At 34.0% G+C, this 19,708-nt stretch carries 21 protein-coding genes; 6 read left to right on the top strand and 15 right to left on the bottom strand.

Going from position 1 to position 19,708, the window contains the following annotated elements; all coding sequences use genetic code 11:
* Positions 1–744: 744 nt before the first annotated feature.
* From TMEL_RS05480 to pheS, 9 genes are read right to left on the bottom strand one after another with little or no spacing between them, the layout of a single operon-like run.
* Positions 745–1,410, bottom strand: a complete 666-nt coding sequence (locus tag TMEL_RS05480; RefSeq protein WP_012057274.1) for a YjjG family noncanonical pyrimidine nucleotidase — start codon at positions 1,408–1,410, stop codon at positions 745–747.
* 8 nt (positions 1,411–1,418) lie between these two features.
* The gene (locus tag TMEL_RS05475; protein WP_012057273.1) at positions 1,419–2,498 is read right to left on the bottom strand and encodes a Gfo/Idh/MocA family protein; all 1,080 of its coding nucleotides are present in this window, start codon (positions 2,496–2,498) and stop codon (positions 1,419–1,421) included.
* 11 nt (positions 2,499–2,509) lie between these two features.
* The gene (locus tag TMEL_RS05470; RefSeq protein ID WP_012057272.1) at positions 2,510–3,250 is read right to left on the bottom strand and encodes a ZIP family metal transporter; all 741 of its coding nucleotides are present in this window, start codon (positions 3,248–3,250) and stop codon (positions 2,510–2,512) included.
* Positions 3,247–4,041, bottom strand: a complete 795-nt coding sequence (locus tag TMEL_RS05465; RefSeq protein WP_012057271.1) for a carbon-nitrogen hydrolase family protein — start codon at positions 4,039–4,041, stop codon at positions 3,247–3,249. The genes TMEL_RS05470 and TMEL_RS05465 overlap by 4 nt, the downstream gene beginning before the upstream one ends.
* Positions 4,016–5,212, bottom strand: coding sequence for a TIGR04013 family B12-binding domain/radical SAM domain-containing protein (locus tag TMEL_RS05460; protein ID WP_012057270.1), 1,197 nt, complete (start codon positions 5,210–5,212; stop codon positions 4,016–4,018). The genes TMEL_RS05465 and TMEL_RS05460 overlap by 26 nt, the downstream gene beginning before the upstream one ends.
* Positions 5,203–5,439, bottom strand: a complete 237-nt coding sequence (locus tag TMEL_RS05455; RefSeq protein ID WP_012057269.1) for a DUF370 domain-containing protein — start codon at positions 5,437–5,439, stop codon at positions 5,203–5,205. Before TMEL_RS05455 ends, TMEL_RS05460 begins: the two co-directional genes overlap by 10 nt.
* 11 nt (positions 5,440–5,450) lie before the next feature.
* Entirely contained in the window at positions 5,451–6,518 is a 1,068-nt protein-coding gene (gene ychF, locus TMEL_RS05450; protein ID WP_012057268.1) for a redox-regulated ATPase YchF, read from the bottom strand.
* Between the two features lie 40 nt (positions 6,519–6,558).
* Positions 6,559–7,473: a tRNA pseudouridine(55) synthase TruB gene (gene truB, locus TMEL_RS05445; RefSeq protein WP_012057267.1), complete on the bottom strand. Its 915-nt coding sequence runs from the start codon at positions 7,471–7,473 to the stop codon at positions 6,559–6,561.
* Between the two features lies 1 nt (position 7,474).
* Entirely contained in the window at positions 7,475–8,449 is a 975-nt protein-coding gene (gene pheS, locus TMEL_RS05440) for a phenylalanine--tRNA ligase subunit alpha (RefSeq protein ID WP_012057266.1), read from the bottom strand.
* A 95-nt stretch (positions 8,450–8,544) separates the two neighbouring features.
* Here pheS and TMEL_RS05435 point away from each other — a divergent pair, with 95 nt between their 5' ends.
* Entirely contained in the window at positions 8,545–9,639 is a 1,095-nt protein-coding gene (locus TMEL_RS05435; protein WP_012057265.1) for a M20 family metallopeptidase, read from the top strand.
* Positions 9,636–10,784: a diaminopimelate decarboxylase gene (lysA, locus tag TMEL_RS05430; protein WP_012057264.1), complete on the top strand. Its 1,149-nt coding sequence runs from the start codon at positions 9,636–9,638 to the stop codon at positions 10,782–10,784. Before TMEL_RS05435 ends, lysA begins: the two co-directional genes overlap by 4 nt.
* Positions 10,785–10,792: 8 nt before the next feature.
* On the opposite strand, the gene TMEL_RS05425 is transcribed toward lysA, so the two are convergent.
* The 6 genes from TMEL_RS05425 to TMEL_RS05400 form a co-directional block, all read right to left on the bottom strand.
* Positions 10,793–11,650, bottom strand: coding sequence for a DUF1385 domain-containing protein (locus TMEL_RS05425; RefSeq protein ID WP_012057263.1), 858 nt, complete (start codon positions 11,648–11,650; stop codon positions 10,793–10,795).
* 30 nt (positions 11,651–11,680) lie between these two features.
* Positions 11,681–11,914, bottom strand: a complete 234-nt coding sequence (locus tag TMEL_RS05420; protein WP_012057262.1) for a hypothetical protein — start codon at positions 11,912–11,914, stop codon at positions 11,681–11,683.
* 7 nt (positions 11,915–11,921) lie between these two features.
* Complete coding sequence (locus TMEL_RS05415; RefSeq protein ID WP_012057261.1) at positions 11,922–12,197, bottom strand: stage V sporulation protein S; 276 nt, start codon at positions 12,195–12,197, stop codon at positions 11,922–11,924.
* A gap of 175 nt (positions 12,198–12,372) precedes the next feature.
* A complete protein-coding gene (locus TMEL_RS05410) occupies positions 12,373–16,461 on the bottom strand; it encodes a PolC-type DNA polymerase III (RefSeq protein WP_012057260.1) in 4,089 nt (1,362 codons plus the stop codon).
* Positions 16,462–16,472: 11 nt separating this feature from the next.
* Entirely contained in the window at positions 16,473–16,946 is a 474-nt protein-coding gene (gene ruvC, locus TMEL_RS05405; RefSeq protein WP_012057259.1) for a crossover junction endodeoxyribonuclease RuvC, read from the bottom strand.
* Between the two features lie 2 nt (positions 16,947–16,948).
* Positions 16,949–18,049: an MFS transporter gene (locus TMEL_RS05400; RefSeq protein WP_012057258.1), complete on the bottom strand. Its 1,101-nt coding sequence runs from the start codon at positions 18,047–18,049 to the stop codon at positions 16,949–16,951.
* Positions 18,050–18,282: 233 nt separating this feature from the next.
* On the opposite strand from TMEL_RS05400, the gene rplU reads away from it, so the two are divergent.
* From rplU to TMEL_RS05380, 4 genes are read left to right on the top strand one after another with little or no spacing between them, the layout of a single operon-like run.
* Positions 18,283–18,603: a 50S ribosomal protein L21 gene (rplU, locus tag TMEL_RS05395; RefSeq protein WP_012057257.1), complete on the top strand. Its 321-nt coding sequence runs from the start codon at positions 18,283–18,285 to the stop codon at positions 18,601–18,603.
* Positions 18,600–18,911, top strand: coding sequence for a ribosomal-processing cysteine protease Prp (locus TMEL_RS05390; RefSeq protein ID WP_012057256.1), 312 nt, complete (start codon positions 18,600–18,602; stop codon positions 18,909–18,911). The genes rplU and TMEL_RS05390 overlap by 4 nt, the downstream gene beginning before the upstream one ends.
* The gene (gene rpmA, locus TMEL_RS05385) at positions 18,901–19,158 is read left to right on the top strand and encodes a 50S ribosomal protein L27 (protein WP_012057255.1); all 258 of its coding nucleotides are present in this window, start codon (positions 18,901–18,903) and stop codon (positions 19,156–19,158) included. The genes TMEL_RS05390 and rpmA overlap by 11 nt, the downstream gene beginning before the upstream one ends.
* A gap of 11 nt (positions 19,159–19,169) precedes the next feature.
* Positions 19,170–19,703 (top strand): ECF transporter S component, encoded by a 534-nt coding sequence (locus tag TMEL_RS05380; protein ID WP_012057254.1) that lies wholly within the window; start codon positions 19,170–19,172, stop codon positions 19,701–19,703.
* The last annotated feature ends 5 nt before the right edge of the window (positions 19,704–19,708 follow it).

The following is a 19,708-nucleotide window of genomic DNA, read 5'->3' as shown; positions in this document are numbered from 1 at the left end:
TGTACAACTTATATATTTACTCACCCCCTGAAAACTTTTATAACTTAACACACTGTGTGGATATTTATTGTTGTAAAATCATTCGTATTCCTTTACCATGTTTACTCTCATATACATGCATATGCTTAGTAATTAAATTGCCTCTTATTTCACGCTAGGATGTGTTGGACTTACTCAGAAATTAGGATAAAAAATAACCATACACTTAGCATGGTTGCGGTATTTCACCGAAGCCATGCTTTTAATTTTGTTGGTATCTTGCTTTTTTGCAGAATCATATGTATTCTTCTATTAGATTTTTGTATTCTTCTTTAGAATACTTGAAAAAACTTTTTACTGGTCCATTGTTTCGGAGTACCTCTTTCCTTGACATGCCTTGGTTTATTTTCTTCTAACATCTTTGCTATCAATACATGTGTGTATTTCTCTATCTGTATGGAATATATTAATTATTTTTGTTATATTACTTCCAAACTTTTCAAATATCCTTTTATCCTGAAATTTCTTTTTAATTTATTAGGTATACATCTAATGTTAATTTGCGTAGTGACTTTTTTCTCTTATCTTTTACTCCTATCTCTTTATATGTGATTTACTCTTTTTCCATTTTTTCTCCTTGTATTTAAAGTATATATCTTTGAATTTTTGCCATTTCTTTGCAAAAAAACACCCCCTAAAGTATTCACTTTAGAGGATGTTTTAGGCATCTCTTTGTATAGGTGTCAGTATAACTTTAGGTAGGAGTTATAACAATCTCATATATAAACCCACATAATCCTTTACCTTATCACACTGCACATCTTTATATCTATCCCTAAAATCAAACAGAATGAAATCAAGATTTGCATTCCTTGCACCTTCAAAGTCTGTTTCAAAGTTATCGCCTATATACACAGATTCTTTTAACGGTACTTTTGATAATTTTTTCGCATAAAAGAAAATATCTGGATTAGGTTTTGGTTTTCCCACCCTTTCAGAAGTTAAAATAAAATCAAAAAATCTATCTAACTTTGCCACCTTAAATCTTTTTTGTTGTACATACTCTACTCCATTTGTTAATATCGCCATTCTAAAGCCTTTAGACTTCATATCTGATAAAAACTTTTCTGCACCATCAATAAAAAACGCAGAATTTGAAAGCCCCTCTAAATAAACTCTCGCAATCTTTTCCAAATCATTCCAAACAATCCCCACATTTTGAAAAAACTCTCTAAACCTCTCAACCACTATAACTTCTTTTTTGTACTTTTCCTCGGAAAAAAGTCTCCACCATTTTTCATTTATTGGTCTGTAAATATTCAAATAATCTTCTTTGTATGGGATATTTATAAACTCAAAAACCTTTTTCAACGCAAATTCTTCTGACTTATCAAAGTTTAAAATTGTATTATCAAGATCAAAGTATAACATTTTATACCTCACTTTAAACTCAGCCCTTTCATATCAATCGTTGAAAACTCAAAAGGAAACTTAACAGGTTTTCCCGTCATGGCTGATCTGTATATCGCTAGTACTATTTCAACAGCTTTTTTTCCTTCTTCTCCCGTTATGTATGAATTCCTCCCTTCCTCTATCGCCTCTACAAAATCCCTGTACAACTTCACATGTCCATTTCCATATACCGTATCTGGATCTGGTAAATTCATAAATGGATGTCCTTCTTCTCCTTCGAATCTCCACTCCTCTATCCTATTTACCGCAAGCCCCCCTATCACTACCGTCCCTTTCTCCCCAAATATCCCTAGCTTCTCGTGTAAGTTCCTGGGATATACATCCGTTGTCCCTTCTATTATCCCTACCCTCCCCCCTTTAAACTTTATTATCGCCCCTCCAAAATCTTCTGCCTCTATATATGGATGCCTAAAATTCCTTATCACTCCATATACCTCTTCTATCTCTCCTCCTAGCATCCATTGAAGTAAATCTATATTATGTGTACACTGGTTCATCAATGCCCCCCCATCTTGTTCCCATGTCCCCCTCCAACTTGCTTGTTTGTAATACTCCTCATTCCTATTCCACCTTATCGTTGCAACTCCATAGTATATCTTCCCAAATGCCCCTTCTTCTACCTTCTTCCTTAACTCCTGTATCGGTGGGTTAAACCTATTTTGAAAACATACTCCAAGCTTTAAATTCTTTCTCTTTGCTAGCTCTACCATTTCATCTGCATGTTTCGTCGATAATGCCATGGGTTTTTCAACCAAAACATGTTTACCATTTGTCAATGCTTCCATTGTTATTTCATAATGTTTTCCACTTTCCGTTGCTATTGCCACCGCATCTATATCTTCCCTCATAAGTAATTTTTTGTAATTTGTTTCTACTTCAACTTTCTTTCCAGTTCTTTCTTCAAATATTCTTGCACATTTTTGTGCTTTTTCTTTTTTTATATCACAAAATGCCACAGTCTCCATCTTATCCGCATTCTCTATCAACGCTTCCATATGTTTTTTCGTCCCTATCCTTCCACATCCTATTAGTCCTATCCTTAGCACATATTCACCTCCTATCCTAATACAACATCAAGAGCGGACATAATAAAAAAACCAACAATCAAAAAATACGTAGAAAGTCTTTCATTTCCCCTAAGATGTGTTTCAGGAATAACCTCATCACTTATCACAAATATCATTGCGCCACCAGCAAAAGCCATCATATATGGTAATAATGCTTGAGAAATACTTACAATTCCCGCGCCCAATATTCCACCAAGAATTTCAACAACACCCGTTAAAAAAGATATAAAAAACGCTTTTCTTACAGAATATCCCGCATTTAAAAGTGCAGCGGTAACCGCTGCACCTTCGGGAATATTCTGTGCACCTATTGCAAAAGCAACGTTCAATGCCTGGTTAGAAAAAGAACTTACACCCACTGCCATTCCCTCTGGAAGGTTGTGAATCGTTATTGCAATAACAAAAAGCCAAATTTTACTTAATCTTTTAAATTGAATACCCTCGTGACCTTTTAAAAAATGTTCGTGTGGAGAATATTTATCCATCAAATCAACCAAAATGGCACCCAAAAAAAACCCAATACCAAATCTCCAAAGTCCACCTATCTCAATAGAAGGTACAACTAAACTAAAGGCACTTGCTGCTAGCATTATTCCCGCTGCCATTCCCAAAAGTGCGTCTATAAACTTCTCGGTAACCTTCTTCCTAAAAAACAAAAAAGGAATAGCACCAATTGAAGTTGCCATTCCCGCAGCTGTACTCAAAACAATACCATACAACACCTTATTCATCTTACCAACCCCTTGTAAAGCTCGTTCTTCCTATTTAAAAAATAAGCGTGAGAAATTCCATCCTCTATATATCTAAAGAATTCCAGATTTTCAACACTTACATCGTAATAAATAAGCTGTTCTTTTTTTCTTGCACTTACTAAAACACTACCATCTGGCCCTACTATCCTTGAACTTCCCAAAAAATTCATAAGTCCTTTTCCAGAAGTAGAAGAAGTAACCAAATAGGCACCATTTTCCAAAGCACGGGCACGTGTTGCAATATCATAAATATGTTTTCTTTCTCTTCCAAAAGCAAATGGTGCAAGTAAAACCTGTGCACCATTTAACGTTAAAATCCTGGAAATTTCCGGAAAACCTATCTCATAACACACGAGTATTCCAAACCTTACACCGTTAAATTTAAAAACTAAAAACCTTTCCCCTGGTGAAAAAACTTCCTTTTCCTTTCTAAAAAGATGCGTCTTATCGTAGAACAAAATCTGCTTTTTCTTTCTCACAACAAAAACAGAGTTTCTTATCTCCAATAAAATCTTTCTTGGAATTCCTCCAACAATTGCCATATTGTACTTTCTAGAAAGATAAATTAACTCATTTCTTTTCTGTCTAAAAAAATCTATAGAAGAAAGTAAAATCTTTCTATCATACGTATATCCAGAAATGGAAAGTTCTGGAAATAAAATCAATCTTGCTTCCAAACTTGCCGCTTCATCTATAAACTTTAAATGTTTTGCATAATTTCCTTCAAAATCACCGGGTTTTGGTTCAAATTGGGCTGCCGCTATTAACACTTGCAACCCTCCTTGCAAGTTGTTCTTGTTTTAACCAATAACCATCTAAATATCCTTGTGCTGTAAGTAAGCCCAGAAATTTATAATGCTTTTTGGTTAATTTTCCTGGTCCAACATTGGCAAGTGGTGTACCTGGAAGTGGCATAAAGGTATGTGCATGTACTTTTGCCTTGTACTTGTTCACAATTTTCTTAATAAATTCAAATGTATTTTCTATATCTTCATCGGTTTCAAAAGGAAAACCAAAGATAAAATCCACACGTGGAATAAACCCAAACTCAACTAATAGAGAAAGAGCCCTCTCAATTTCCTCAAGATTATGCCCTCTATTGATTTTCTTTAAAACTCTCTCGCTTCCACTTTGTGCTCCGATAACAATATATCTGTTATTCACATACTTTTTAATAACCCTTAAAATCTCTCGATTTACGCTCTCGGGTCTTACATCAGATGGAAAGGTGCCAAAATATATCTCCTCAACACCAACCCCTTTCAAAGAATACAAAAGATTCTCCACAACCTCCACATTAGGTATAACTCCATTCTTACTACCATAGCCAAACGAATTGGGAGAAATAAACCTAGCAATCTTTCTACCTTTTTGTACACCTATTTTTGTATATTCAACTATCTGCTCAACGGGACGATGTCTAATTAATTTCCCCGCAAGTCTTGGAGTTTGACAATATCCACAAGAAAAAGGGCAACCCCTTGTTATCTCTATAGGCATAAACAAATTTTTTTCAGGACAAAAAGGCGGGAATTTTGAAAGATCCACCCTTTTTGTTACCCCATCAAAAATTCTACTTTCGGGAATTTTCCCATCTAAAAAATCCCTTATATTTCTCTCACCATCTCCTGTAAAAACATAATCAAATCCCAATTTTAAAAGTTGATTTGGATTTGCCGTTGCGTGAGGCCCACCAGCAATAGTAAGGTACCCTTTCTCCTTTAAAACTTTTAATTCCTCGGTTACATTTGCTAGATCAAAACTCATGAAAGAATAGAGGACTACCGTCCCCTTTTTCGAAAAACCAAAAATATTATCAAATCTCCTTATTTCATACATTTCTATGTCTTTTCTATATGCATAAATAGATGCAACAAGTGCAGTAATACTGTACCTATTAGTTTGAGTATATCTGAATAAAATCCTCTTTATTAACTCCACAAAGCCTCATCAACCTCTTCTAACGTTTTAGAAAGCACAAAAACATGGCCACTATCCATTATCAATATAGTCTTTGATTCACCACCAAATGTCATATTCACAATTTTCCCACCAACTTTGTTCATACCACGTAATTTTCTTGCAACTGTAGATGATACAGGCAATATTGCAATTATCCTATTTCTGGGTATGAACAAGTTATTTGATATCTTTACAACTTCTCTCATATATTTCACCCCTAAACGTTAAATCTTATGGTAATTATATCACCATCTTCAATAATATGGTCCTTCCCCACCAACTTCATCAAACCTTTTTCCTTTACTTCCTTTTCACTTCCCAAATTTATTAAATCTTCATACTTTATTACCTCAGCCTTTATAAATCCCCTAGCAAGATCTGAATGGATTACACCAGCTGCTTCTACTGCAGTACTACCTTTTTTCAAAGTCCAAGCACGTACCTCATCTGGGCCAACGGTAAAGAATGAAATTAATCCAAGTTGATTATAAACTACTCTAGAAAGTCTTTCTATACCGCTTTCCTCAACACCTAAATCTTTCAAAAACTCCTCTCTTTCTTCCTCGGCAAGTTCTTGAATTTCCTTTTCCATTAAACCGCAAAGCTCTATATACGCGAAATTGTAGGCCTTAACTTGAGACAAAACCTTTTCTTTTTCTGGATAACTTTTGTTTGTAAACTGCTTTTCATCCAAATTTACCGCAACTATTAATGGCTTTAAAGTAACAAGGGAATAACTTGAAATCAGCTTTTTCTGATCTTCAGTTAAATCATATTTTGATAAAAACTCCTCATTTTCAAGAACTTCTCTCAATCCCCTTAAAAGCTTTAACTCCATCTCTTCTCTGTTATCCAATTTTCTCTTTGCATTTTCAAGCCTATCTATTCTGTTAGAAACAACTTCCAAATCCCTAAAAATAAATTCATCCAAAGCACTTCTTAATTGTTTAAAAGCATTTTCAGCATTTTCAGGAAACACCACACTTTCATTTTCAAACGCCCTTAAAACTAAAAGTAGTGCATCGGCATTTTGCACCATATTAAAAACTTGTGTTCTAGACTTTTTATCTGAAGGATCTAGTGAAGGTGTATCGTAAAACTCCAAGGTTGCATACGTCGTCTTTTTGGGGTTGTACATCTTTGAAAGCACATCAACCCTTTTATCGTGAACTTTTGCAACTCCCTTTTGGTGTATGGGAGCGTATGGATCTACTTCAATACCAGTTAACAAAGAAAAAATTGTTGTTTTTCCAGATTGTGGTAACCCTATTATTCCTATCTTCAAGTCTTTCCCGCTACCTTTTTGGTAACGGGCACACCTCCTTTCATATTTCTTTAAATACTTTTTTTAATTTAAAAATCCGCCCTCTTGGTAAATTCTTTTCTAAAAATTTAGAATTTCTTTCCGCCTTTGCAATGGCAACCAATTGACCATTGCAAATCAGCATTACATCATCATCTTTTGAAAAAGAATCCACCATTTCCTTTACAAAATCAAGGGTAGGTTGATTCCCGTTATATATATTCTCAACAAAATCTTTATATATCTCAACCTTTGGTAATGGTAAAACCTTTTGAACATCTATTAAACTTTCAAGCAATTTTTCCCTTCCCACTTCAAATGGATTTATAGCATCGCGTATATCGAATGTACCAACAGACAATCGCTTTAATTCTTTTGCCGTTGCACCACACCCAAGCTTATATCCTATATCCATACACAAACTTCTAATATACGTACCCTTAGACACTTCTACTTCAAACGAAAAATGTGGCTTTTTTACAATTATTTTATCTATACCATAAATCTCAACATCAACTGGTGGAAGTGAAATAATCTTTCCCTCTCTTGCCAGCTTGTAAAGTCTTTCTCCTTTGTATTTTTTTGCAGAGTAAGCAGGGGGAACTTGTTTGTACTTTCCCACAAAAGACTTTACGACATCAATAATCCTTTCATCTGGGATATTACATTCCCTTTCTTCAACTATTTCTCCAGTAATATCAAATGTTTCAGTAATAACCCCCAACAAAGCTTTCACATAGTATCTTTTTCTTTCAACTTGTAAATATTCTAAAAGTCTTGTAGTACTTCCAACACCTACAACCAAAACCCCTTCTGCAAAGGGGTCAAGTGTTCCAGCATGCCCAACTCTTCTTATATTTAGTTTTCTTCTTACTTCATCAACCACATCGTGAGATGTTACACCCTTTGGCTTATACAAATTCAAAAATCCCATCATATTAGTAATTCTCCAAAAACCTCACATCATTTCTAACAAAATCCCTTATATCCCTTATTCCATATTTTACCATTGCAATTCTTTCCAATCCCAATCCAAAGGCGAAACCAGACCACTCCTCTGGATCATAACCTACATTTTTGAAAACATTTGGATCCACCATCCCGGCTCCCAAAATTTCAAGCCAACTTCCGTTAAACCATACATCTACCTCATAACTAGGCTCTGTAAATGGGAAATAACTTGGTTTTAACCTTACCTTGGCTGATTCTCCAAATATCTTTCTTGCCATCTCTTCCAATGTGTATTTTAAATGTCTCACAGTTACATCCTTATCAACGTATAACCCTTCCATTTGGGTAAACATGGGAAGGTGTGTAGAGTCATAATCCCTTCTAAAAACCCTACCCGGTGATATTATAGCAAGTGGTGGCTTTTTTTCAAGCATTGTCCTAATCTGGATAGGAGAAGTATGCGTTCTAAGTAACGTATTTTCATCAAAGTAAAAAGAATCCTGCGTATCCCTTGCAGGATGCCATTCTGGGGTATTTAGTGCATCAAAATTATGCCAAGTATCCTCCACTTCTGGACCTTCAACAACTTCAAAACCCATAGATATGAATATATCTTCAAGTTCTCTTTGAATTTTGGTTAATATATGTAAATGTCCTTTGTCTCTTTTTGCACCAGGTAGCGAAACATCCACTCTAATTTTTTCATATCTTTCAACCTTTTCTTTTTGTTTTAACTCTTCTAGTTTTTCCGACAATAATTCTTCGAGTTTATTTCTTACTTCATTAACAACTGCTCCAAATTTTGGTCTTTCTTCTTTCGGTAATTCTTTTAATTTTTTCATCATTAAAGTAATTACACCTTTTTTCCCTAAGTATTTCACCCTTATTTGATTTAAAATTGCTATATCATTTGCCGAAGAAATTTCACCCGTTGCATCATCTAAAAGTTTTTTTACGTCCATTAAAACACCTCCAAAATTAACCAATATGAAACGAAATTCAATAATAATTATAACATACATATGCTATCATTAAAACGAAATAAGGAGGTGAGCAAATGGAAGCAATAGAATTAAGACACATTTTACACCAAAATCCAGAAATCTCATTTAGGGAATTTGAAACACAAAAAATCTTATTAAACGCCTTAAAATCCTTAAACAACAATAATTTAAAAATTTACAAAATTGCTGGAACTGGCGTTATTGCAATCTATGAACCTAAAAAAGGTAAGCCATTTATAATCTACAGAGCAGATATAGATGGACTACCCATTGAAGAAAAAACAGATTGGAAGTATGCATCGAAAAATTCAAATATGCATGCATGTGGCCACGATATCCATATGTCAATAGCATACGATTTAATAAAAAAAATAACGGAAAATAACATAGATCAAAACTTTGCATTTGTATTCCAGCCCGGAGAAGAAACAGGAGCAGGTGCAAGGTATGTACTAGATGAAATAGAAGAACTTCCGGTAAAATATGCAATTGCGCTACATGTAACTGACGAATACGACTTTAAAACAATATCAACAACAAAAGGAACATTATTTGCCGCAGCAACAGAAATTGATGTAACATTTTACGGAAAAGCTTCTCATGTGGCTTTCTATGAAAACGGCATTGATTCAATAAAAATGGCAAGTAATTTTTTAAACGAATTTTACTCGCTAAAATTTGAAGATTCGTTAGTGGCATTTGGAAAAATTGCAGGTGGAAACGCAAGAAACATCGTATCACAAGAAACAACGATAATGGGAAGCATTAGGACAAATTCCTCAGAAAAAACAAAAAGTATAATCTCAATACTTGAAAATTTAGCGGAAAAAACCGCAAAAGAAAATAAAGGAAGTTTTTCCATATCAAAGGGAAGTGAATATCCACCAGTAATTGTTAACGACGAATTATTCTTTAAATTTAAAGACTTTCTGAAAAGTACAGATGCAAACTTTGTGGAATGCAACATGAAGTTTACAGGAGAAGATTTTGGATATTTCAGTCAAGAATATCCTTCGTTGATGTTTTGGATCGGAACACGTATAGACGAAAAATATGGACTTCACAACCCAAAATTTCTTCCAAAAGACGATGTTATACCATACTACTCAAATATCATATTTAACTTTCTCAAGGAGTTGACAAAATGACCGAAATAATGGGAAAATACGAAACTCCTTTTTATTTGTATTTTGAAAAGACACTTATTGAAAGAATATCAATGGTGAAAGATGTATTTAAAGAAGCAAACATATTTCCAACATTTGCGGTAAAGGCAAACAACAATCCTCACTTGTTAAAAATTATCGCAAAAAACGGTTTTGGAATGGACATATTAGGTGAGGGAGAATTACACGCATGCAAATTGGCAAATATCCCAGGGGAAAAAATTATCTGGAACGGAAATGGAAAAACGGAAAAACAAAAAAAGGTAATGAAAGAATACGGTGTAAACTACGTAAACATAGATAGCAAAGAAGAATTTGACCTTCTTTGGAAAACTGAAGAATCATTCAACCTATTTTTACGTGTAAATCCAGATATAGATGCAAAAACACACCCGTATATATCAACAGGGTTAAAAAGTCACAAATTTGGCGTGTCATTTAACGTAGCAAAAGATATACTTAAAAGTGGAAAAATAACGGGACTACACCTACATATTGGTTCACAAATTACAGATGTTGAGCCTTTTAAAGAAGCCATAGAAAAAACCTTAGAACTAGCAAAAAAGTACAATATAAAACATATAAACATTGGTGGGGGTTGGGGGATAAGCTACAACGAAGAAAAAGAACTAGACCTTGAAAAATACAAAAAAGAAGTAATTCCTTTTTTGTCCGAATTTGATATGGTAATAAACGAAATTGGAAGATTCATTATTGCTCCTGCAGGAGTCTTAGTTACAAAAGTAATTTTAGTTAAAGAAACTGAAAATAAAACGTTTGTTGTAGTAGAAAGTGGTATGAACCACCTTATTCGCCCTGCGCTATACAACGCATACCACGAAATAGAGGTCTTAAACAACAGCTTAGAGTATATTAAGGCCGATATCGTAGGACCTTTATGTGAAACTGGAGATTTTCTTGCAAAAGATAGGAAAATAAAAAAAGTCAATACAAATGATATACTCATCATTAAAAACACAGGTGCATATGGTTACTCCATGTCAAATAACTACAACGGTACAACAAGACCTGCAGAAGTATTGGTAACAGTGGATGGGAAAGACATTTTAATTAGAAGGAAAGAAACAATCGATGATTTATTTAGAAACATAACAAAAACGGGCTAAATAGCCCGTTATCCTATATATTCCACTTCCTCTTCTTCATCACCTTCTAAGGCAAACTTTAACGATTCAATTGCAACTTCAATTTGTCTTTCATCTGGTTCTGCAGTGGTAAGTTTTTGCAAAAGAAGTCCAGGTAATGCCAAAAATCTCAAAAATTTTACTTTATCGAACAATTTCAAAAGTTCATATGAAATGGAAGCTACAATAGGAATAAAAATTATTCTAACTAAAATCCTTTCTCCCCAAGTCAAAGGATTGTATATTCCAAATAGACTAAACAATACTATTGCAACTATCAAAAAAATCATGATAAAATTCGTGCCGCATCTGGGATGTATAGTGGAATATTTCTTTATATTTTCCACTGTAAGTTCTTCCCCATTTTCATGCGCATGTATAGTCTTATGTTCTGCACCGTGGTACTGAAAAACCCTTTTTACATCCTTCATAAACGAAATTACCCACACATAAATAAGAAAAAAAGCAAGTCTAATAAATCCATCTACTAGTGAAAATAAAAATTCGTCATTTTTCACACCTAAAAGCCCCGTTAAATACACAGGAAGTAGTATAAAAAGACCAATTCCCAAAACAATTGCAAGAAAAATGGAAAAAAATGTGTCAGATTTCTTCATTTCTTCTCCCGTAGCAATCTCAGCAGATCTATCCAAACCTTTCAATCCAAAATACATAGAATAAAAAAGGCTAAAAAGTCCTCTAACAAAAGGAATTTTCAAAATCCTTTTGTTCTTAATCCTTCCCAACTCTTCTTTAACTATTTCCCCTTTCTCATTTCTAACAGCAATAACTATTTTTTTACCCATCATTAAAACACCTTCGATTATTGCTTGACCTCCAACCTTCATATTATTCCCCCTATAACAAAGAAATTGGGGTTAATCATCCCCCAATATCTTTAATATTCTTTCCGCATTGTTGTTTTCTAAAACAATCTTGAAAAACCTATAAGCTTGACTATCCTCTTCGGAATTTTTATCCATAAAATAGCTTCTAACCTTTCTTGAAAACTCTTCCTTTTCTTCCTTTGTCATATTTGCAACGTCTTTTAAAATTTTCAATAACCTTTTATCTTCTTTGCAACTCTTAGCAATATACTCTAAATCACCCATTCACAAATTATTCCGCCTTCTTTTTTGTAAGATAAACCCTAAAGGTTATACCTGTCCTTGTTTCACCATCAATTTCAACTTCAATGAAACCAGGTACGGCATACAAGTCTTTCCCCTCTTCAGCTAAAAACCTCCTTGCAACTGCTAAAGCCTTGGAGGCTTGGTTAACAGCACCCGCCCCAATCGCTTGAATCTCGAGCTTTTCATTTTTATTGAGAGAACCTACAATAGCACCTGCTACCTTGTTGGGGTTTGACTTTGAACTAACTTTAAGTGTTTCCATAGTTATACCACTCCTCCTTGAACAGATATTAATAGAACTGTAACAACGCATATATATTTTAACATAAAATTACAAAAAAACAAAATTTTACCGAAAATTTTTTTATTTTAATAAAAACAACTAAAAACATAAAGTACAACATAAAAATATAAAAAGCAAAAATATAAAACGAATTTTAAAAATCAAATAGTGTGGATTGATCCGTTTCTGGAAGGTCTTCTAAAATCCTTAACTTTCTCATTGTATTAATGTGTGCTTTACTCAACTTAGTACGTTTTTTTAAATCATCAATAGATGTAAATGGCTTTTCCATTCTTGCTTGAATAATTGATAACGCCACATTATCCCCTACACCTGGTATTTTGTTAAGTGGTATTCTTAATTCATTGCCCTCTATTATAAACCTTCTATAATCACTTTTTAATATATCAGGAGGCAAGAAAGAATAACCTCTTAAGTACATTTCAAGAGCCGCCTCAAGTACCTTTTCTTCGTTCTTTTCTTTAACGTCTTTTTTCATTTGAGCATTTAACTCCGCCAATTTTTTCTTTATAGATTTTATACCCCTTAAAATAGTTTCAATGGAAAATTCATCTCCCTTTATTGAAAAATACGCCGCATAATAGGCAAGGGGATAATGAACCTTAAAGTACGCTATTCTAAATGCCATACTAACATATGCAACTGCGTGTGCTTTAGGGAAAAGATATTTTATTTTTTTACAAGATTGTATAAACCATTCAGGAACGTTTTTTTCTCTCATCAACTTTTCATCATCTTCTGAAATGCCCTTTCCCTTTCTAACGTTTTCCATTATCTTAAATGCGCGAGATTCTTCCACACCTGCATTGATAAGGTATATCATAATATCATCACGACAAGATATAACTTCCGAAAGTGTGGCGTTTCCTGACTTAATTATATCTTGCGCGTTATTTAACCAAACATCTGTACCGTGTGAAAGTCCGGAAATTCTAACTAATTCCGCAAACGTCTTTGGCCTTGTTTCTTTTAACATTTCCTGGACAAAATTCGTTCCAAACTCAGGAATACCTATAGTTCCAACATCTATGCCAAGCTCCTCGGCTTTTACCTTTAAAGGTTTTAAAGAGGAGAATATCTCCAACGTCTTTTTATCATCCATGGGAACCTTAGTTGGATCTACTCCTGTATACTCGTACAAAAGTTTCAACATAGTAGGGTCATCATGTCCAAGCGCATCTAATTTCACCAAATCATCGTGGATTGATTCGTAAGCAAAATGGGTTGTACACATTTCAGAGTCTTTTTTGTTGGCAGGGTACTGGATAGGGGTAAAATCATATACCGTCATATCTTTTGGTACAATCATCAATCCGCCTGGATGTTGTCCAGTTGTTCTTTTTACCCCAGCAACCATTTCCGCCAACCTAATCTGTTCTGCCTGATGTAATGTTTCACCTTTAACTTCCATATAACTTTTCACGTACCCTATTGCACTTTTTTCTGCTATGGTACTAATAGTCCCTGCCCTTAAAACATTATCTTTACCAAAAAGTTCAACTATATAGCTATGTGCCCTTTCTTGATATTCACCTGAAAAATTCAAATCAATATCCGGCACCTTATCACCTTTAAATCCCATAAAAACTTCAAATGGAATGTCTTGCCCTGTCTTTTCAAGCTTTGTTCCACACTTAGGACAAAGCTTGTTGGGCAAATCGTATCCTGAACCCATATCTTTTGAAAACTCTAAATACTTACATTTCGGGCATAGATAATGTGGTGGTAAAGGATTTACTTCTGTAATTCCCATAAGATATGCAACAAACGAAGAACCTACAGATCCACGTGAACCAACCACGTATCCATCCTCATTTGCTTTTTTCACAATAAGGTGTGCTATCTCATACAACACAGCATAACCATGTCCTATTATACTCTCCAACTCTTTCTCCAACCTTTTTTCAATAACATCAGGTAGTGGATCACCATACAACTCTTTAGCACGTTTAATTGACAACGATCTTACCTTTTCGTCTGCACCTTCAATTATTGGAGGATGCAATTTTCTCTTTATAGGTTTTACATCCTCTATCATATTATTAGCTATTTTATTTGTATTCTCCACAACAATTTCATACGCAATTTTCTCATCTTCAAAAATCTCAAAAGCCTCTTTCATCATTTCATCAGTAGTTCTAAGGTATAACTTTGCGTCTTTATCCCTTAAATCATCATCGTGTGGATTACTCTTTTCAATGGGCGAAAGAAGTACATGCCTTGCCTTTATATCCTCAGGTTCCAAAAAATGTGCATTACTTACCATAACCACCGGTAAATCTAGTCTCTTTGCAAGTTCATACAACCTTTTATATACCTGCTTTGCAACTTCTCTTTCAACACTAACAATAGTATCCAAGGGAAAAATCTCCACGTAATCGTAATCTTTTAACATTTCTAAAATTTCTTCATCCGTTGAAGAACCCGTTAACGCTTGAAAGATTTCTCCGCTTTCACAACCGGTACCCAATAAAAGACCTTCTCTGTATTTTATTAACTCCTTTTTCGGAACAAAAGGAACATATTTAAAATACTTTACATGTGCATCTGAAACTAATTTATAGAGATTTTTTAATCCTACCTTATCCCTTACTAAAATTGTAATATGATTAAATTGTTTTTTAGTGCGAATGGTGGAGATTGATGAAGTATTCTTCAAATTATTAACCTGCCCCAATGTCTTTATACCTCTTTTTAAAAGTAGCTCCAACAATTTTCCAAACAAATCGGCAGTTACACTTGCATCTTCAAACGCCCTATGATGTTTAAAAGGCCCTAACTTAAAATATTCCACAAGTTTTCCAAGCCCAAAGGATTTTACCTTCCCTCTAAGTAGTACTTTGGAAAGTTTCAAGGTATCAAGATAAGCAAAATCAAGTTCTTTATTGTATAACCTTCTATTAACCTCCCTAATAAACCCATAGTCAAAATCGGCATTATGTGCAACTAAAACGGTCCCATCAATAAATTTCAAAAATTCCGGGAAAACCTCTTCTATAGATTTTGCATCTTTTACCATTTCATCTGTAATTCCCGTAAGTTTTTGGGTAAATTCCGATATACTCTTTGTAGGTTTTACAAAGCTTGAAAAGGTATTAATAACCTTACCGTCTCTGTACTTTACCGCACCAATTTCTATAATCTCGTCGAATTTTGCGTTTGTCCCTGTTGTTTCAAGGTCAAACACCGTATACGTTACATCATCTAACATTTTGTCTTCAACCAAATTCTTTACTATATCCCCCATTTCGTTTAAAACATACATTTCCGTACCAAAAATAGGCTTAATACCATTCTTTTCCGCTTCTTCAAACAAATAAGGAATGGATTGAACATTTCCATGATCTGTTATTGCAACTGCACTCCACCCCCACTCTTTAACCTTTCGCACTACTTCCTTTATATCCACGATTGCATCTAAATCACTCATCTTTGAATGAATATGTAATTCTACTCTTTTTTCTTCATAGGTATCTTTTCTTTCTATGGGACTTGGATCTTTAAATACATCATTTATTGCAAAATAATATCCTCCTCTTTTGTCAACACCCATTGAACCCTTAAAATAATACCAATTTCCCTCTTTTATTAACGTACTAAATTCATTTGCATTATCAAAAATCTTTCCCAAAATAGACTCTTTTCTATCCGTAATGTATACAGAAAAAACTCCATATTGTTGTTCCAATTTAAAAACCTTTCCCCTCAAAAATACCCTTTTCGCATTCAACGGTATATTCGATGGGAAATAATACTTTTTATCTTCATCAAATTTCTTTAAATTATTTTCTATTTTCGGAGGTTCAATTTTAAATGTTTCCTCAACAATTTCCACTTTTACCGTTTTCCCCGTAACCTTCTCTATATGGTTTATTTCCTTTTCTATCTTTTTTTTGGCAAATTCACCAAATGTTCTTATCAATATCTCATTCTCAAATATCTCTACGTCTTTTACATAAGGAGCCGTTCCGTTTAAAATTCCCAAAATCTCTTCTCTTTCTAACTCTGTTACCTCATACTCTATCTCCACATTAACCCCAAAAAACACTTTTAACTTTTCTTTCAACCTGTTAAAGTCTCCAAAAGCCTTTTTCACGTGGAAAGTTAAAACCCTGTTAGAAGGTTCATAAACAATCTTTGTTATTTCCCCAGATACTTCTATATTAAAATACTCATAAAACCTTGAAACGGGAAAAGCTAATTTCTCAAAAACATATTTCATCTTATTCCTCCCTAAAATCTAGTTTCCACTGCCAGGCACCATGCAACAGCTAAAGCATCTGCTGCATCATCAGGTCTTGGAATTTTATCTAAATTCAAAAGCATTTTCACCATCTTTTGAACTTGCTTTTTATCAGAATGTCCATAACCGGTTATATTGTTCTTTACTTGATAAGGTGTAAATTCATACAGTGGAAGATCCATCTGTGAGGTTGCAAGCAAAATTACACCTCTTGCTTCTCCAACACGAATAGCCGTTTTGACGTTTTTGTAAAAAAATAGGCTTTCAATAGCACATGCATCGGGAGAATACTCCTTTAAAAGTCTTAAAAATTCCTCGTAAATCACCTGAAGCCTTTTATACATGGAAAGTTCTTTATCAGTGGTAATTACACCATGAGTAATGTGTGAAATTTTATTTCCACTCTTTTCCAAAACGCCATATCCTAGTATACCATAACCTGGATCAATACCTATTATCTTCAAACTTATTCCCTCCGCAAAGATATTAGATATACGATAACAGTAACAATAGGCATTATACTAGCACTTAAAAACATAAACATGGTATTATTCCCAAATACAGCTGCATAACCACTTGATAACAAAATACCAACTGCCCAAGAAAAACCCATTGAAATGGAAGAGGCAAGCGCTTTGTTATTGGGAAGTAATTTTTGTGCCGAAACTATGTTAGAAGACATGGTGAAAAAGCTAAAACCGTCAAAAATAATAAAGGAAAAGACTTTAAAATAAATATCCGATACAAGAACAAATAAAAGTCCAAAAATACCCATCCCAAAAAAACCTATTGCATTTGTAATTTTATCGTTTGTCTTTTCAAGTACAATTGTACCAAAAAAATTCGTAAAAACACCCAACATCATTCCAAATGTTAATATAGAGCCACCTACAATTAAGGACTTCCCTATCTCATTTACATAAATGGGAATATACGTATGGAAAATATCCATCGAAAAGCTCCTTGACGCTACAACTAAAAATATAGGCCACAACTTTAAAATATCACCTTTAAAAGAAAGGGTTTTTTTCACAGTCTTTTTTTCATAACCGATTATTTTCCTTGATAGTATCAAAAGAACAACAGACATTGTAACAGTTAAAATATACAACTTTTCTATGCCAAATAAATCCTGAAAGGAAGTTATGAACAAAGGAGCAATTCCCGCACCTAAAGTCCCTGCAACGGAAAATATTGCAACGTGTTTTCCTTCTTCCCTTTTTCCCGCAAAGCTTGCACCTATAGGGTGAAAAATGGAGTTTAACATCCGAATAATGACAACCAACATGAAAAATAATAATACAGATTTAACAATCCCCAAAAAGGTCACAAAAAATATCTCCAACAAAACAATAATTGTTATATACAACCCATCCCTTTTTTTGTTATCAAAATACGCCCCAAAAAACACTTGGAACAAAGAAGTTACTCCCCCTAAAAGTGCCATAAAACTTGCAAAAGTTTTGTTATCAATCCCCAAATTGTCAATAAAGTATGGTGCTAATGGTTTAACAAATGCATTGAAAAAATCCGCAAAAAAATGAAAAATCGCAGCAATAAATTCCATAGCAACTCCTCCCTTATTTCGCTTCACGAATTATTATATCAATCTAAATAAAAAAAGTCTAATTCTTTTTTTGTTAATTATTAGAAAAACAACATTAACAGAATTTTTTCATACATCTTTATTAAAAGTGGTAAAATACTTAAGGTTATAGTCGCCTGGAACGTGTCTCAAACGCCAAAGGGCTACATGTTCCAGCGGTTGTTTATTTCAAAAACATCGAGGAGGTGAACTTTGTGTACGCTATTGTTGAAAGCGGTGGCAAACAGTATCGTGTTGAACCAGGAAAGGTATTTTTCACCGAAAGGATTTTGGGAAAAAACGAAGGTGAGGCCATAACTCTTGACAAGGTATTGATGGTAAAGACAGATGAAGGAAAACTATTAGTAGGAAAACCATACCTTGAAAATGTATCTATTACGGGAACCATTGTGGAACACGGCAGGGCAAGAAAGGTACTCGTCGGAAAATTTAGACCAAGAAAGAACTACAAAAGAATTAAGGGTCACAGACAATGGTACACCGCTATTAAAGTTGAAAATATTGAAGTAAAATGATTAAGTGTAATTTTTACAAAAGGAACGGGGTATTTGAAAAATTCTTGATAACGGGACATGCAATGTACGGAAAAAAAGGAGAAGATATTATATGTGCCTCAGTAAGCACCGTTACGCAACATACCGCTAGATTTTTGGAAAAACAAGGAGCAAAGGTGTTAATAAAAGAAGGATATCTTAAGGTAGAAGATATCAAACAAAATGAAATTTCGCAAATATTTGTTAAAGAATTGCTTGAGACACTCATGGATCTTTCAGACCAATTTCCAAAATTTCTAAAAACGGAGGTGAACAATGATGAGAATTGATATACAACTCTTTGCAAAAAGTAGTACAGCAAGAAATGGTCGTGATAGTAATCCAAAGTATCTTGGTGTAAAAAAAGGTGATGGTCAAAAAGTTAAAGCTGGAACTATAATTGTACGGCAAAGGGGAACAAAATTTTGGCCCGGTAAAAATGTAGGAATGGGAAGAGACTTCACATTATTCGCATTAAAAGACGGAACGGTAAAATTTGAAGTAAGAAATAACAGGAAATATGTAAGTGTTCACTAAGGGGGAAAACTATGAAAAACGCCAAAAAAGTGGCAATTATAGGGGTGTTTGCTGCACTTGCATTTGTAGTAATGTATATAGAATTTCCAATATTTCCCACAGTAAATTTTCTAAAATACGACCCTAGTGACATACTTGCATTGTTAGTTGCTTTTATATATTCTCCGACAATTGGGATAATAGTTTTGGCAATAAAAGATATACTATTTTTCATATTTAAATCGGGAGATATAGTTGGAATTGCCATGAACTTCGCCGCAGGAGCACTCTTTATAGTACCAGCTGCACTAATTTACGCAAACAAAGGAAAATTTAGAGAAATATTAGGTTATGTTATAGGGATTGTCGCCGCAACCGGTGGAATGGCTCTTTTAAATATGGTAGTTGTACCGTATTACTGGAAAGTACCATTATCTGAAGTTTTTAAATTACTTCCATGGATAATAGGTTTTAATGCAATAAAATTTTCCATAGACTCGGTTATAAACGTAATAATCCACAAAAGAGTTAGAGGTATACTTGAACCTGATGAAAGGAAAATATAAGGAGG

This window comes from Thermosipho melanesiensis BI429 (genome assembly GCF_000016905.1).
GTDB lineage: Bacteria > Thermotogota > Thermotogae > Thermotogales > Fervidobacteriaceae > Thermosipho > Thermosipho melanesiensis.
This window is presented reverse-complemented; position numbering and strand designations above follow the sequence as displayed.